11 protein-coding genes are annotated in these 14,565 nt (G+C 68.9%); 1 reads left to right on the forward strand and 10 read right to left on the reverse strand.

The features are described 5' to 3' along the window. Positions 1-105: 105 nt before the first annotated feature. From ilvC to priA, 4 genes are all read right to left on the reverse strand, one after another. Positions 106-1,053 (reverse strand): ketol-acid reductoisomerase, encoded by a 948-nt coding sequence (ilvC, locus tag VFQ05_15765; protein HET9328224.1) that lies wholly within the window; start codon positions 1,051-1,053, stop codon positions 106-108. A 13-nt stretch (positions 1,054-1,066) separates the two neighbouring features. Continuing rightward, positions 1,067-2,509 carry a tetratricopeptide repeat protein gene (locus tag VFQ05_15770; protein HET9328225.1) on the reverse strand — a complete coding sequence of 481 codons (1,443 nt, stop codon included), beginning with the start codon at positions 2,507-2,509 and terminating at the stop codon, positions 1,067-1,069. Between the two features lie 11 nt (positions 2,510-2,520). Further along, positions 2,521-3,255 (reverse strand): HD domain-containing protein, encoded by a 735-nt coding sequence (locus VFQ05_15775; protein HET9328226.1) that lies wholly within the window; start codon positions 3,253-3,255, stop codon positions 2,521-2,523. Positions 3,256-3,438: 183 nt separating this feature from the next. After that, complete coding sequence (priA, locus tag VFQ05_15780) at positions 3,439-5,433, reverse strand: primosomal protein N' (GenBank protein HET9328227.1); 1,995 nt, start codon at positions 5,431-5,433, stop codon at positions 3,439-3,441. Positions 5,434-5,553: 120 nt separating this feature from the next. Here priA and VFQ05_15785 point away from each other — a divergent pair, with 120 nt between their 5' ends. Continuing rightward, positions 5,554-6,579 (forward strand): hypothetical protein, encoded by a 1,026-nt coding sequence (locus VFQ05_15785; protein ID HET9328228.1) that lies wholly within the window; start codon positions 5,554-5,556, stop codon positions 6,577-6,579. A gap of 93 nt (positions 6,580-6,672) precedes the next feature. Here VFQ05_15785 and VFQ05_15790 read toward each other — a convergent pair whose 3' ends face one another. The 6 genes from VFQ05_15790 to cutA all read right to left on the reverse strand — a co-directional run bounded on the left by VFQ05_15790 (position 6,673) and on the right by cutA (position 14,537). Further along, positions 6,673-7,068 (reverse strand): response regulator, encoded by a 396-nt coding sequence (locus VFQ05_15790; GenBank protein ID HET9328229.1) that lies wholly within the window; start codon positions 7,066-7,068, stop codon positions 6,673-6,675. A gap of 5 nt (positions 7,069-7,073) precedes the next feature. Then, positions 7,074-9,689 (reverse strand): HD domain-containing phosphohydrolase, encoded by a 2,616-nt coding sequence (locus VFQ05_15795; GenBank protein HET9328230.1) that lies wholly within the window; start codon positions 9,687-9,689, stop codon positions 7,074-7,076. Further along, positions 9,686-11,977: an HD domain-containing phosphohydrolase gene (locus VFQ05_15800; GenBank protein HET9328231.1), complete on the reverse strand. Its 2,292-nt coding sequence runs from the start codon at positions 11,975-11,977 to the stop codon at positions 9,686-9,688. The genes VFQ05_15795 and VFQ05_15800 overlap by 4 nt, the downstream gene beginning before the upstream one ends. A gap of 14 nt (positions 11,978-11,991) precedes the next feature. Further along, a complete protein-coding gene (locus VFQ05_15805) occupies positions 11,992-12,960 on the reverse strand; it encodes a response regulator (protein HET9328232.1) in 969 nt (322 codons plus the stop codon). 213 nt (positions 12,961-13,173) lie between these two features. After that, complete coding sequence (gene tsaD / locus VFQ05_15810) at positions 13,174-14,211, reverse strand: tRNA (adenosine(37)-N6)-threonylcarbamoyltransferase complex transferase subunit TsaD (GenBank protein HET9328233.1); 1,038 nt, start codon at positions 14,209-14,211, stop codon at positions 13,174-13,176. Continuing rightward, a complete protein-coding gene (cutA, locus tag VFQ05_15815; GenBank protein ID HET9328234.1) occupies positions 14,208-14,537 on the reverse strand; it encodes a divalent-cation tolerance protein CutA in 330 nt (109 codons plus the stop codon). Before cutA ends, tsaD begins: the two co-directional genes overlap by 4 nt. Positions 14,538-14,565: the final 28 nt, after the last annotated feature.

Raw genomic sequence — 14,565 nt, forward strand, 5'->3', positions numbered from 1 at the left:
CCCCACGGGGGCTCAGGTCCAAGCGACCATTCGCAGGCTAACAATCCACTGAAAAACCTGTCAATCAGTTTTTGGACAAGGCGTTGCGCGATTCTGGCCCTCTCCTCAGCCCGGCGCCTCTCCGAGGGCTCGCCGGCGGGCCTCCTCGATCGGGTGGCGAGCCGACGCATCGACCATCTCCTTCAGACGGACGCTGCCCCGGGCCTGCTCGCTCTGCCACTCCCGAGCGAAGGCTCCGGAGCGGATCTCGTCGAGGATCGCCGCCATCTGCTCGCGGGATTCCGGACCGATCACCCGCGATCCCCGGGTGAGATCGCCGAACAGCGCGGTGCCGCTGATGCCCCGGCGCATGCCGGCGACGCCGCGCTCGTGGAGCAGATCGGCCAGGTACTTGAGCTGGTGAACACATTCGAGATACGCGATCTCGGGCGCGTAGCCACGCGCCGTCAGTGTTTCGAAGGCCGCGGTCACCAGCGCATTCATGCCGCCGCACAACACCACCTGCTCGCCGAAGAGATCCACCTCGGTCTCTTCGGCGACCGTGGTCCGCCACAGTCGCGCGCGCGCGGAGCCGATGCCGGCGGCGTACGACTCGGCGGTCTCCCAGGCTTTGCCGCTGGCGTCCTGGGCGACCGCGAGGTACGCCGGCAGACCGGAGCCCGCGACGAATCGCTCGCGCAGCATTCGGCCGGGTCCAGTGGGCGAGACCAGCACGACGTCCGCCTCCGCGGGCAGATCGAGCGCGCCGTAGAGGAGGTTGAAGCCATGCGCGAAGACGATGGTGACCGGTCGCGCGCGGCTCACCGCGAGCTCGGGCCACAGCCCCGGCACTTCCTGATCGGGGAGCATCACCGCCACCACGGCGGCGATCTCGGCGGCCTCGCGCAGCGCGAGAACCTGGAAACCCGCCGCGAGCGCACGCGTGGCGCCTTCGCCCGGGCGCGCCCCCACGATCACGTCGCAGCCCGAATCCCTGAGATTCAGCGCCTGGGCTTCGCCTTGATTGCCGAAGCCCAGGATCGCGACGCGACCGCGCGGCGCCTCTGCGGTCACATTCCGGCCCGGACTACTTGCCCGAAGCGGTCTTGGTGTCGGCCGCGGCCCAGTCGGACTTGCGGGTCAGCGCGCCGTCGCTGAAGGCGAGCGCGCGCTTCTTGCCCCAGTAGAACCAGGTCTCGTACTTCTTGCCGTCCGTTTCCCACAGATAGATCGCCTCGGGGACTCCGTCGACGGCCAGGGTCTTCGCGGCCTCGGTCCCCTGCCTGGCGCTCTTGGCCTGAGCCGCCACGTCCGTCACCGGCTTGCCGTCGCGCATCGCGAGGAACACCACCAGCTCGTCGGTGCCCTTCGTGGCGTTGCCGCAGCGCGTGTAGGTCGTCCCGAGCTGGCGGTGGAAATTCGGATCCTGCGCCTTCAGCTCGACGGCCTTGTGCGCATGAGAGATCGCGTCGGAGCAGCGCTTGAGCTCGGCCAGCACCAGGCCCCAGGCCGAATGCACGTCAGGGTCGTTGGGGCGAATCTGCGCGGTCTTGGCCCACAACGGCTCCGCCTTGTCCCACATCTGCGCGTTCTGATAGCTGAGCGCCGCGTTGAAGCTCAGGTCCGCATCGGTGGGCTTGATCTCGAAAGCCTTGGCGTAGTGCGCGCCGCCGGCGGCGAACTCCGCCTTCTGCGCATCGGCCTTGAGCGCCTGCGCGCGATTGAACCGGATGTCGCCCATGGCGCTGTGCACATCGGAGTTCTTGGGATCCGACTTGGCGATCCCCTCGTAGCACGCGAGCGCCTCGTCGTACTTCTTGGAGTTGCCGAGCAAGGCGCAGTTGTTCATGGTCACACCCTTGAGCATCTCTGTCATCGCCGTGTCGCCGGGAGCGGCCTTCAGTCCTTCGCGCAGCGCCTGCTCGGCGCGCGTGTAATCACAGGTGGTCGCGTACACCTTGGCGATGGTCCGCATGGTCTGCGCGTCACCCGGCTTCAAGGCCAGCGCCTTGTTCAGGCTGGCGATCGCGAGCTGGTAGTTCTTCTCGGCGTCGGCCCGCGTCGACTTCTCGGCGTCGCTCGCCTCCTTGCAGAAGTCCGGATACATCGCCTGAGCATCGTTGATCTTGGAGATTCCGTTGTTGTAGTTCTGCACCCAGAAGGCCTGGCGGTTGTTGACCCACTGTTCGGCCTTCTTGACGTCACCCTTCTTCTTCAATCCCTGGACGGCGGTCTCGAAGGCGGCGCCCGCCTTGGCCATGCTGTCGACCTCGGCATAGGCCCATCCCAGGTAGCCGGCGCCCTCGAAGTCCGCGGGATCCTCCTTCGAGCACAGCTCGAGCTGCTGGACCGCCTTGTTGATCTCGCGCTTGTAGTCCTCGAGGTTGCCCTTGTCCTTGTCCTTCATCGCCTGCGTCACGTACTGGATGCCACCGGCGCAGTGCGGGTTGCGCGCGTCCGCGGCCCCGGCGAGCAGCGTCCCGATCAGTGCGGCGAGAACGCCGCCACGCGCAATCGTGCTCAGCTTCACGTTTCTCCTCCTTAGGTGAGGCGATTCCCGTTCACCGTGAGCCCGAACTGGCACCCCAGGAACGCGGCCGCCTTACGGCACGCCAGCATCCGGCTCATGAAGATCTCGAAATACTCCATGACCTGCGAGATGGCGGTGTCGATCGTCAATTCCAGCGTCACGACCTTCTTGCCCTCGTCCACGTTGAGGAAGCTCTTCTCGACGGCATAGTTCACGCGATCGTGGATGTCGAAGCGGATGAAGTCCGGATTGCGCACCCGCGTGCGATGGACGTCGCTCTTGTCGGCCAGGATCAAAGCCGCGGCCACCGCGCTCACCGGATCGCCGTCGGACTCGTGGTGATTGCCGATCGCGCCCATGATCTTGGCGATCTCCGGGTCGGACATCCCCATCGGGACCAGGATCTGCATGGCCATCACCGCCCCGATCTGGGCGTGGTACTCGCGATTCACCCCGTTCCCGATGTCATGCATGTAGCCGGCGATCGCAGCCAGCTCCGACTCGCGCTCGGGATGGCCCAGGCGCTTGAGGATGTTGAACGCGATGTGCGCCACCAGCCCCACGTGCCGCTCGCCGTGCTCGGTGTAGCCGATCTTCGCCAGGCAGTCGTCCGCATGGCGGACATAGACCCGGATCCGGGAATCGTCCTGAACCCGGTCGAAGGTGATCGGAGCGTCCCCATCGGTCGAAGGGACGGCCGGTCCGGCGGCTGGAATGGTGGTGGGGCTGGGGGTCTCGGGCGTCATGAACGCAGGGACTAGAGCGGAAAGAGTGCCAGGGCCTCAGGGGCCACGGGTCGTGGAAAGCGCTCGAATCTTGTCCGCTAAGATGAGGCGCGTCAAGCCGGAGCGGCCCGGGCGACCGAGCCGCCGTTTCCGGGCCGTGGTCGTTCCGCCACGTGCTGTCGCGGCCCTTCCGCTAGGCCGGCCTCACAGGATCTCGACCGGATCCACGTCGACCTGCACCCTCACGGCGCCTGGCCGCGCCCGCGTCTCCGCCCAGTCGAGCCCCGCGGCGGCGCAGGCTCTCACGGCCGCCCCCTCGCCCTTCAGCAGGACGTGCCAGCGATGCCTTCCGCGCAGGCGAGCGAACGCATGGGGCGAAGGTCCGAGCACTTCGACGCGCCGCGAATCGGCGGTGGGACGCAGCGCCGTGGCGCACGCCTCCGCGGCGTCCTCGACCTGCGACTCGTCGGGGCCGTCGAGCAGCAGCGTGGCCAGGCGGCGAAACGGCGGATAGCCCGCCTCGCGGCGTTCGGAAAGCTCGCCGCGGACGAAACGCTCGGTGTCTCCGGTCGTCGCGGCGACGATGGCGGGATGCTCGGGCGAGCATGTCTGCACCAGCACCTCGCCGGGATCGCGCCCGCGTCCCGCGCGACCCGCCACCTGGGTGACCAGCTGAAGGGTGCGCTCCGCGGCGCGGAAGTCGGGAAGGTGCAGCGCGACGTCGGCGTCGAGCACGCCGACCAGCGTGACGCGTGGGAAGTCGAACCCCTTGGCCACCATCTGGGTGCCGACCAGCACGTCCGCTTCGCCGCGCGCGAAAGCCGACAGGATGGCCTCGGGCCGCTCGCGATCGCGGGCCACGTCGGTGTCGAGGCGCAGCACGCGGGCCGATGGAAATGCGCGCGCCAGCTCGCGCTCCGCGCGCTGGGTGCCCGAGCCGGAGAAGCGCAACAGCTTGCCCCCGCAGCTCGGACACTCGCCGCGCGCGGGCTCGTGATGGTCGCAATAGTGGCAGCGCCAGGAGCGTGGAACGAGATGGAGCGTGAGCGCGATGTCGCAGTGGGGACAACTCGGAACGAAGCCGCACGCGCGGCACTGGGTGTGATGCGAGTGACCGCGGCGATTGAGGAACAGGATCGCCTGCTCGCCGCGCCCGAGACGCTCGGCCAGCGCGTGACGGAGCGGCGCCGACATCGTCGAGGCCACGTCCTCGCGACGGGAATCGACCACGTTCACCTTGGGCAGCGCGCGTCCGTCCACGCGGTGCTTGAGCGAGAGCAGCCTGTACTTCCCGCGCGAGGCGTTGGCCAGGGATTCGAGCGAAGGCGTCGCCGATCCGAGCACCACGGGGATGCCGAGCATCTGTGCGCGGCGCACCGCCGCGTCGCGGCCGTGATAGCGAGGCGGAGCGCCTTGCTTGTAGGCAGGCTCGTGCTCCTCGTCGATCACGATCAGCCGCGGCGCCGGCAGCGGAGCGAACACCGCGGAGCGCGCCCCCACGACGACGTCGAGCGCGCCGCGCCGCGCCAGCTCCCAGTTGCGCCGGCGCTCGGCCACCGAAAGGTACGAGTGCAGCACGCCGACGCGCGTGCCGAAGCGGCGCCGGAACTCGCGCACGAGCTGCGACGACAGCGCCACCTCGGGAACCAGCACCAGAGTCTGTCCTCCCGACTCCCGGGCGGCCGCGGCGCCGCGCAGATAGACCTCGGTCTTGCCGCTGGCGGTCACTCCATGAAGGAGCAGCGGAGCGAAACCGCCGGAGCTGGCCGCCTGCTCGACGGCCTTGGTCGCGGCGCGCTGCTCGGCGGTCAGCGTGAAGCGATCGGGCAACGGCGCAGCCAGCACGCGGTCCTCGACCGCGGCGCGGCGCGCCCGGCTCTTCGCCAGACCTTCCCCGCCTCCGGGGAGTGCTCTGGACAGCACTTCACCCCACGGGGTGAGGTAGTAGTCGGCGATCCAGCGCGTGAAGGCGAGCAGATGAGGGTCGAACATGGCGGGGGGAAATGCCGCCGCCACTTGGAGCACGTGGTCACGCGGGTTCTCGCCGGTCAGTGAGACCACGATGCCGCGCCGGGCGCGGCCGCGGAAGGGCACCTGGACCTGGACCCCGGGGCGGACTTCCGCGGCGAGCGAATCGGGCACGTGGTAGGCGAAGGTCTGCCGCAGCGGAAGGGCCAGCGCCACCTGGGCGAAGGACATGGCCGCAATGTAGCGCAGGCCGCGAGCGGGTGAGGCGTAGCCGCAGGCAACCTTTCAGCCGTACGCTCCGTCCAAGCTCGTGAACTGGATCCGATTCGTCTGCCCTCTCAGGAGTCTGCCATGAACCGCCGAGTCCTCCTTCTGGCTCTGGGCTTCGCCCTTCTTCCTTCCACGTCGGTCGCGGGTCGCGCCGGCGACTGGACCATCGAGCGCGGCAAGTCGGCCGATGTCGTCCATTTCACGATGCGGTACACGGACGGCATGTCGCGCCACTGGCAGGGGGGTGACGACGTGCCGCTCCGCACCCTCCAGGGTTTCGATCCTCGCTGGCTCGAGACCTCGACGTCCGACGTCCGTTTCTCGCTGATTCGCGACGCGGGCACGTTCCAGCTCGAAGGCCGGACCTCGAGCGGCAAGGGCCGCGGCGAGTGGACCTTCGAGCCCGATCCCACGTTCGACGATCAGCTGGTGCGCCGCGGTTACGAGCGCCCCACCGAGTCGCAGCAGTTCTCGCTCGCGTTCATGGACATCGGCCTGGCCTTCGTCGACGAGTTGAAGTCGCAGGGTTACCGGAGGCCGGAGACGCGCACCCTGGTCACGATGGCCAACCACGGAGTCGACCTCGGGTATCTGCGCGGGATGAACAAGCTCGGCTACCGGGTCCAGGATCCCGAGCTGCTGATCCGGATGCGCGACCACGGCGTGGATCCCGATTACATCGCTGGACTCGCGAAGCTCGGTTACCGCGACCTCGATCCCGAGAAGCTCGTCCATGCGCGCGACCATGGCGTCGATGCCGATTTCATCGAGGCCTTCGGCTCGCAGCTCAAGGGCCTCTCCCTGTCCGAGCTGGTCCGGCTTCGCGATCACGGCGTGGATGCCGAATTCGCCGCCGGCTTTCGCGAGCTCGGCTATCGGGACCTCGACCCCGAAGAGCTGGTGACGCTCAGAGACCACGGCGTCGATCCGGAATACGCTCGCTCGATGGCCGAAGCGGGATTCCCCAACTTGGCGTGGCAGGACTTGCGCCGCGCTCGCGACCATGGGGTCGACGCGCACTACGTGCGCAAGGTCCGTGCGCGCATCAAGGGCACGCTCAGCATCGACGATGTCATCGAGTTCCGGGACCGCGGCCTGAAGCTCTAGAGGGGCGGGGAACCCCCGGGGCGGACGACACGGCCTCATCGAGACGCACGCCGGCTGGCCTGCCTCGCGAAGCGCCGTGATGAGCTTCGGAGGCTAGGCCTGCATGCGCTGCGGGTTGGTCTGGCCCAGGATCGAGTTGATCCGCTCGACCAGCTTGCGGGGGCTGAAGGGCTTGGTGATGTAGTCGTCGGCTCCGACCTCGAAGCCGATCTTCTGATCCACGTTGCGTCCCTTCGCCGACAGGAGGATCACGGGAATGTCTCGTGTCTCCTTCTCGGCCTTGAGAATCTTGCAGGTCTCGTAACCGTCCAGCTTCGGCATCATGATGTCGAGCACGATGAGGTCCGGCTTCTCGGCACGCGCCTGCTCGATCGCCTGTTCCCCGTCCAGCGCGGTGACGACCTCGTAGCCCTCCATCCCCAGGCTGAAATCGAGGATGTGCACGATGTAGATCTCGTCGTCGACGACCAGGATCTTCCCCTTCGCCATCCGAATCACCTCCCTGCTTCGGCCGCGTTGTGACTGACCGGGCCGCGCTGAGTCCATGCACCGCGAGCAACCGCCCGCACGAGCGCATCGACCACGTCTGGGTCGAACTGGCGATCACGCAGTCCGATGAGGACCGCGATCGCGGCATCGATGGGCTCTGGCTCGCGATGCGGCCGGCCCGTGACCAGGCTCTCGAAGGCATCCACGGCGGCGAGCACGCGCGCGCCCACCGGGATCGCCGTGCCCCTCAGTCCGCGCGGGTATCCGGTGCCATCCCACCATTCGTGGTGCGACATCACCACCTCGCGCACGTCCTGCAGCGTCTCCAGCAGCTCGACGCCCGGAGCACCCATGGTCGCGAGGTGCTCGAGCACCCGATCGCCCAGCTCCACGTGGCGCTCGATCTCGTGCTTCTGCGCGGGCGTGAGCGGGTCGTGACCGTCGAGGATCTCGGGATCGATCATCGTCATGCCGAGATCGTGGAGCGTGGCGGCGAACGCCACGGCCGAAGCTTCCGCCGCGTTCAGCCCGAGCTCGAGGGCGACCGCTCGCGCCAGCGCGATCCGTCCCGGCGCGCGCCGGCGGCTCTGGCGCACGTGATCCACCACGGTGCGCAGCGCCTGCTTCGTGGTCGCGACTTCGGCCTGGCGCGCGTCGGTGGCGAGCGCCTTGCGCCACGCGTGCGCGATCGTCTCGGCCAGCTCGAGCAGCAGATGACAGTCTTCGATCTGGAACGGGTTTCCGGTATCGGGCTCGGTGACGTTGAGCACGCCCAGCAGCTCGCCGCCGGCTTCGATCGGCACCGAGAGGAACGTTCCGGTCTGGTAGCTCGAGCGCCCCGAGCCCCGCACGTTCGTGTCCTCGCTTCCCGAGGTGCACACCGGTCGGCGCTGCTCCACGACCCAGCCCGCCACTCCGGCGCCGCGGCGCACGCGGGCTTCGCGCACCACCTGGACGTCCAGGCCGATCGCCGCCTGGATGACCAGGCTCTGATCCGGCTCCACCGACATGAACGAGACCGTGGCGGCATCCATGACTTCGGCCACCATCTCCACGCCGAGCCGCAGCACGTCGCGAGCCGATTCCGATAGACCGGAGTCGGGACGCAGGACGACGCGCGGCCCGCGCTGTCGCGGGAGCTGTACGGTGAAACACGAGCCTTCGCCCGGCGTGCTGCGCGCGCTGATCCGCCCGCCGTGCCACTCGGCGATCGACCTGCATGTCGCGAGTCCGAGACCGCTCCTTCCAGGACGACGCGAATGTCCCCCGCCCGCGGATTCGAAGCGGTCGAAGAGCGGCCCGATGGCTTCCTCCGGGATGCCGGCGCCTGTGTCCTCGACCTCGAGCCTGACCATGTCCGAGCGGCCTCCCGTCCTCAGCGTCACCCGCCCGCCCGAGGGAGTGAACTTCACCGCATTGCTTCCCAGATGAAGGACCAGCTGCCTCAGCTGGTCCTGGTCCGCTTCCAGGACGGTATCGGCAAGTCCTCTCACCACCTTGAGTTCCACGTTTCTGGGCTCGGCGGCCTGGCGCAGAATTCCGGCCACTTCCTCGACCAGATCGCCGAGGTCGGTGGGCTCGCGGCGGGCGCGGTGCTCCACGGAGTCGAACCGCTCGAGGTCGAGCACCGACTCGGTCAGGCGAGTGAGCCGCTGCGCCTCCTCGTCGACCACATGGAGGAGCTCCTCGAGCTTGCCCGGGGCCAGCGATTCGGCGTCCGCGGAGCGCAGCGTGTCGGTGTAAGCGCGGATCGCGGTGAGCGGCGAGCGCAGCTCGTGGGACAGCGTGGCGACGAACCGGCTCTTCAGCTCGTCCATTTCCTTCATGCGCATGTCCGCCGCCTCGAGCTCACGGGTGCGGAGCGCGATCTGCCGGTTGAGCCGCGCGTTCTCGATCGCGACCACCGCGTGTGTGGCGAACACTTCGAGCAGCTCGATGGTTTCCTTCGAAGGCACCAGGCGGTCGGCCGGGTCGTCGACCGAGAAGTAGCCGATCATCTCGCCGCGTCCGTCGACCAGCGGCACCAGCAGCACGTCCTCCGCGTGCCACTCCCACGGCTCGCGGCTTCCGAGGTCGGGGACGTAGCCTGGCGGCAGCAAGCGGTTGAAGGGGTCCTTGTGGCCGATGAAGTACGAGTGGCTGACCTTGAAGTCCGGACGGAGCCACGACAGCACGTCATCCAGCTCGATCTCCTCCCGTTCGAGGGCGGACTGAGCGACGGCTCCGAGTCCGGCGAACGCCACCGCGCGGAAGCGCTCGTCGCGGGCGTCGCGCAGGCGGACCAGCACGATGCGGAACTCGAGGATGTCCTGGATCGTGCTCGCGATGCGGTCGAGCAATGTCTCGAGCTCGCGTTCGGCGTTGATCTCGCTCAGCGCCTGCAGGATCTCCTGCAGCCGCGCGGCGCGCTCCTGGTTCTCGTGGAGCTGGGTGAAATAGAGGCGGCTCAGGCGCTCCTTGATGCGCTCGAGCTCCTGGACGCGGCGCGCGAGGGGATGATCCTCCGTTCCCTCTCCGCCACCGTCCTTCCTCAGGTGGTCGATCTCGCGGCGCGCGCGCAGCAGATCGGTCTGGAGCTTGAGCTCCAGCGCGGAAGGGCCCTTGCGCCGACGCGAGCTCATGCGGCCGCCTTCTGGCCGCCCTGGATTCGGGCGAAAGCTTCGACGACCTCGGGATCGAACTGCCGGCCGGCCTCGCGGCGCAGCTCGGCCATCGCTTCGTCGGGCCGGCGCGCCGCGCGATAAGGCCGGCCCGAGGTCATGCTCTCCCAGGCGTCGATCACCGCCAGGATGCGCGCGCCGAGCGGAATCTGCTGGCCCTGCAGGCGCCGCGGATAGCCGGTGCCGTCCCAGCGCTCGTGGTGAGAAAGGATCAGCTCGCGGGTGGAGCCCAGATATTCGAGCGGCCGGATCATCTCGACGCCGGCTTCGGGGTGCTGCATGAGCGCATGGCGCTCGTCGTCGTCGAGCGGGGAGGCATGCGCCAGCCGGTCGCGCAGCGGCGCCATGCCGAGATCGCGAATCGCCGCCACGTAACCCACCGCGTCCACGTCGGACGTTCCCATGTCGAGCGCCCGGGCGACGGCGCGGGCCATGCCGACCGCGTCGCGGCCGCCGAGCAGACCGTCGTGCTTGAGTCGCGTGATGCTGCGAATGGCCTCGGTCGCTTCCTCGACCACGCGGCCGATGTCGGGGTAGGCGTAGGCGCGCTCGACCGCGCTGCCGATCCGCTCCACCAGCGCGCCGAGCAGCGCCAGGTCGTTGTCGTCGAACGCGGTGCGTGACGTCTTGTTGTTGACGTTCACCACGCCCAGCACTTCACCTTCGACCTGGATCGGAATGGAGAGCAGCGACTTGGTGTTGTACTGGGGATGGTTGAGGCGGCGGAAGCGCCGGTCGGTCTCGATGTTGTCGACCAGGATTGGCCGGCCCCAGGCCGCCACCGATCCCGCCACGCCGGAGCGCATGCCGATGCGGCGCCGGTCGAGCTTGCCGCTGTCGAGCCCGCGCGAGGCGACGATGAACAGGTCGCCGCGCTCGGGATCGACCATCATCAGCGACACGATCTCGGCATCCATCGTGGCCGCCACCATCTCCACCGTGGCTTCGAACAGCTCGCGCAGGTCCTTCCGGCCCACGAGCAGGCGCGCGATGCGCCGCGCGCGCGCGGACGCCATCTGCTGCCGCGGCATGGTGAGGCAGAATTGGGTGCCGCCTTCGGGCGGGGACTCCGCCCACAGACGGCCGCCGTGGAGCTCGGTGATGCCGCGCGCGATCGCCAGCCCGAGTCCGGTTCCGTCGACCGGCTGCTCGCCCTCCCGCTGGCCGCGGAAGAACCGCTCGAAGACGCGCGGGAGATCGGCGGCCGGGATGCCCGGCCCGTCGTCCTGGACCATCGCCGACCAATTCTCGCCGTCGACGCGAGCGTGCAGGCGCACGTGGCCGCCGACGGGAGCGAACTTGATGGCGTTGGAGATCAGGTTGACGAACAGACGCCGCAGAAGGTCAGGGTCGGCCTGCACCTCGATCCCGGCGTCGGCCGACACCTGGAGCTCGACCTGGCGCAGCGCGGCCACGGGCTGGAGGCTCTCGACCACGTCGCGCGTCAGTCCACTCAGATCGGTGCGCGCCACCCGCAGCGGCTTCTGACCGGCCTCGAGCCGCGAGAGATCGAGGATGTCGGTCACCAGGCGCGAGAGCCGGTCGCACTCCTCGTTGATGATGCCCAGGAATCGCTCACGCGGGGTGTGCGGATTCGACAGCGTGTCGATGAGCGTCTCGGTGTAGGCCTTGATCGCCGTGAGCGGGGTGCGGATCTCGTGGGCGACGAGCGACATCAGGCTCGCCGAGGACTCCTCGTCCGAGTGCACGCGCCGCTCCATCTCCGACCGCCGCCCGCGCTCCTCCTCCACCAGCCGATGGAGCTCCGCGCGCTCGAGCGTGAGCGCGAGCGCATCGGCCAGGGCCTGGGCGAGCTGACGGTCGCGCTGCGAGAACCCGCGGCGCCCCTTGAAACCGAGCAGCAGGCAGCCGAGCAGAGCGCCCGAGGCGACCAGCGGCAGAGCCGCCAGCGAGCCGGGAGACTCGTTCCACAACAGCGTCTCCCGGCTCGCGCCAACGGCGCCTTCGTCGAACCAGGCCCGCTCGTGGCGCACCACCCACTCGACCGGACCGCCCTCCTCGGCGAGATAGGGAGTCTCGACCCCGGCGGGGTCGAGCAGGCGCATGGCGCCGCTGCGCCGATCGAGACGCAGCAGCCGATAATCGGTGGCGTCCAGCGCGCGGCCGGCGCAGCCCGCGGCGATGGTGCACGCCGTGCCGACGTCGGCGGTGCTGCGCAGAGCCAGCATCGCCTGAGCGAGCTGCTCGATGCCGTGCGCGTCCGGTTGATGCCCTGTTCTGGCGTCCATGCGCTCAGACCTCGTCAGGCCACGTCCTGCCGGGCGCCATCGTCTCCGGAATCACGCGCGCGCCGCTCGCCGACCACCACGCTGCCCGGGATGCCCTTGCCGTGCGCCTTCAGCTCCTGCGCGATGTCGCCGAGCTCGGCACGGTGGGTGACGGGAATGCGCTCGGTGTTGACGAGAGCGATCGTGATGCTCATCAGCGGAAAGCGCTCGATCACGTGACGCCGGTTGGCGACCTCCACGAAGCCGCGGGCACGGTCGACCTCGTGATAGAACGACCCGACCGTGGCGTCGAAGTCCTGGACGATGTCCTCGGCCAGCGCCTCGGCGCGCACCGGCTTGGTGAGCACCACGAAGTCGTCTCCACCGATATGCCCCACGAAATCTTCGGAGCCGCCGTGACGCTGCGCCTGGTCGACGAGGATGCGGGCGACGGTGCGAATGGCGTCGTCGCCCCGCGCGTACCCGTAGTGGTCGTTGAACGACTTGAAGTAATCGATGTCGATCACGAGCAGGGCGAAGGGGGTCCCGGTTTCGAGGCGGTGACGCAGCTCTTCCTCGATCGACAGGTTGCCGGGCAGGCCGGTCAGCGGGCTGGCGGCGCGTTGCTGCTGGCTCCAGGCGAGAGCGTTCCGCACCCGGGCCTTGAGCTCGCGGTAGTCCCACGGCTTGACGATGTAATCGTTCGCCCCGTCGTCGAAGCCGTGCAGCCGGTCTTCGAGCTCGGCCTTGGCGGTCAGCATGATGATGGGGATGTGCCGGGTGAGGAACGATTTGCGCAGCTCGCGCACCACCTGGAAGCCGTCGACGTGGGGCATCATCACGTCGAGCAGCAGGAGGTCGGGCATGACTTCCCGGGCTCGCTCGATCGCCTGCTGGCCGTCCTCGGCTTCCACCACGTCGTAGCCGGCCGTCGTGAGCTGGAAGCGCAGGACCTCGCGCAAGTTCATCTCGTCCTCGGCGATCAGGATCTTGGGTTTGGTCACGGTGTCGAGAGGGTTTGACGTGAGAGAGCACGGCGGGTGACGACCCGCCGCCGGATGAGCGGATTCCGATCCACCGGGGTTATCGGCGGGAGGGGCTTGCGGCTTCAGGACTTCGAAGCGGGGCGAGGACCTGGACCGCCGGGTCGCCTGAAGCGGCCGGTCGCGGTGAAGGACCGTCCGCAGACGGCCGCAGCCATGGATGGGGGAGGCGGTCTAGACGATGCTCTCCGTGAGGCCGGTCTCCTCCAGGGACGCCACCACCTCGAGCCCCTCTTCGGACACCGGGCCGGCGTCCAGAGACCACGCGCCCACGAGCGCCACCATGGCGGCGTTATCGGCGCAGAGCCGGGGGCTCGGGATCCGCAACGCCACCCCCGCAGCCTCGCATTCCGCGGCGAGACGCGCTCGCAGCGCGCGATTGCACGCCACGCCCCCACCCAGGGTGAGCGAGCGGGCAGAGGTCGCGCGGACCGCCCGCATGGCCTTTCCCACCAAGGTGTCGACCACCGCCGCCTGGAACGAGGCGCACAGGTCGGCGACGCGAGCCCGGTCGTACGGAGGCTCGCCCAGCGACTCCGCCTCGAGCGCGACCGCGGTCTTGAGACCCGAGAACGAGAATTCGAAGTCGTTGCGATCGAGCATCGGCCGTGGGAAGTCGAAGCGCCCGGGATCGCCTTCGGCCGCCAGCGAGTCCACGTGCGGCCCGCCCGGGAACGGAAGGCCGAGCCGCTTCGCCACCTTGTCATAGGCCTCACCCACCGCGTCGTCGCGCGTGCTCCCCAGCCAGCGATAGCGCCCGAACCCGCGCATCTCCACCAGCTCCGTGTGACCTCCGGAGACCACCAGCGCAATCGCCGGCAACGGAGCCTCGCCGTGCTCCAGCGATGCCGCGTGGAGGTGCGCCTCGATGTGGTTGACGCCGACGACCGGGATGCCGAGCGCGTAGCCGTAGGCCTTGGCGAAGGCAACGCCCACGACCAGCGAGCCCACCAGTCCCGGTGCGCGCGTCACCGCCACGGCCGTCAGGTCGGCCGGCTCGAGCTCCGCTTCCGCGAGCGCTCGCGCCGTGAGCTGCGGGAGCAGCTCGAGGTGGGCGCGTGCCGCCAGCTCGGGGACCACGCCGCCATAGAGGCGATGGAGGTCCTGCGAGGCGATGAGATGCGCGCGCAGACGCCGGCCTTGCTCGAGCACGGCGACCGAGGTGTCGTCACACGAGGTCTCGATCGAAAGGACGAGATCCGATGCGCTCACCCGGCTTCTCCCGCCAGCGTCTCTTCGAGCCAAGCCATGTAGCGCGGCGCGCCCGCGGCGATCCGCACCGCGACGCATTCCGGTGTGTCGTAGCCGTGCAGCTCGTGGAGCCGCGACATCAGCGCCACCCAGTCCTGCTTGCGGGTCTTGAGCAGGACGACGACCTCGCGCTCGTCCTTGACCTCGCCCTTCCAGCGATAGATCGAGCGTGCGGAAGGAAGCAGGTTGGCGCAGGCCGCGAGCCGCTCCTCGACCAGGACGCGAGCCACGCGGGCGGCGTCCTCTTCGGAGGCGAATGTGGTGAAGACGATCAATGCTTCGGTCATGGGAACACTCGGGGCCGGCGCTCTGGGG

It is taken from the genome of Candidatus Eisenbacteria bacterium (assembly GCA_035712145.1).
Classification (GTDB): Bacteria; Eisenbacteria; RBG-16-71-46; order RBG-16-71-46; family RBG-16-71-46; genus DASTBI01.

Bases quoted from the DNA above. Each gene is read 5' to 3' on its own strand.
- VFQ05_15775 (HET9328226.1), bottom strand. From the start codon at position 3,255: ATGACGCCCGAGACCCCCAGCCCCACCACCATTCCAGCCGCCGGACCG.
- priA (HET9328227.1), bottom strand. From the start codon at position 5,433: ATGTCCTTCGCCCAGGTGGCGCTGGCCCTTCCGCTGCGGCAGACCTTC.
- VFQ05_15785 (HET9328228.1), top strand. From the start codon at position 5,554: ATGAACCGCCGAGTCCTCCTTCTGGCTCTGGGCTTCGCCCTTCTTCCT.
- VFQ05_15790 (HET9328229.1), bottom strand. From the start codon at position 7,068: ATGGCGAAGGGGAAGATCCTGGTCGTCGACGACGAGATCTACATCGTG.
- VFQ05_15795 (HET9328230.1), bottom strand. From the start codon at position 9,689: ATGAGCTCGCGTCGGCGCAAGGGCCCTTCCGCGCTGGAGCTCAAGCTC.
- VFQ05_15800 (HET9328231.1), bottom strand. From the start codon at position 11,977: ATGGACGCCAGAACAGGGCATCAACCGGACGCGCACGGCATCGAGCAG.
- cutA (HET9328234.1), bottom strand. From the start codon at position 14,537: ATGACCGAAGCATTGATCGTCTTCACCACATTCGCCTCCGAAGAGGAC.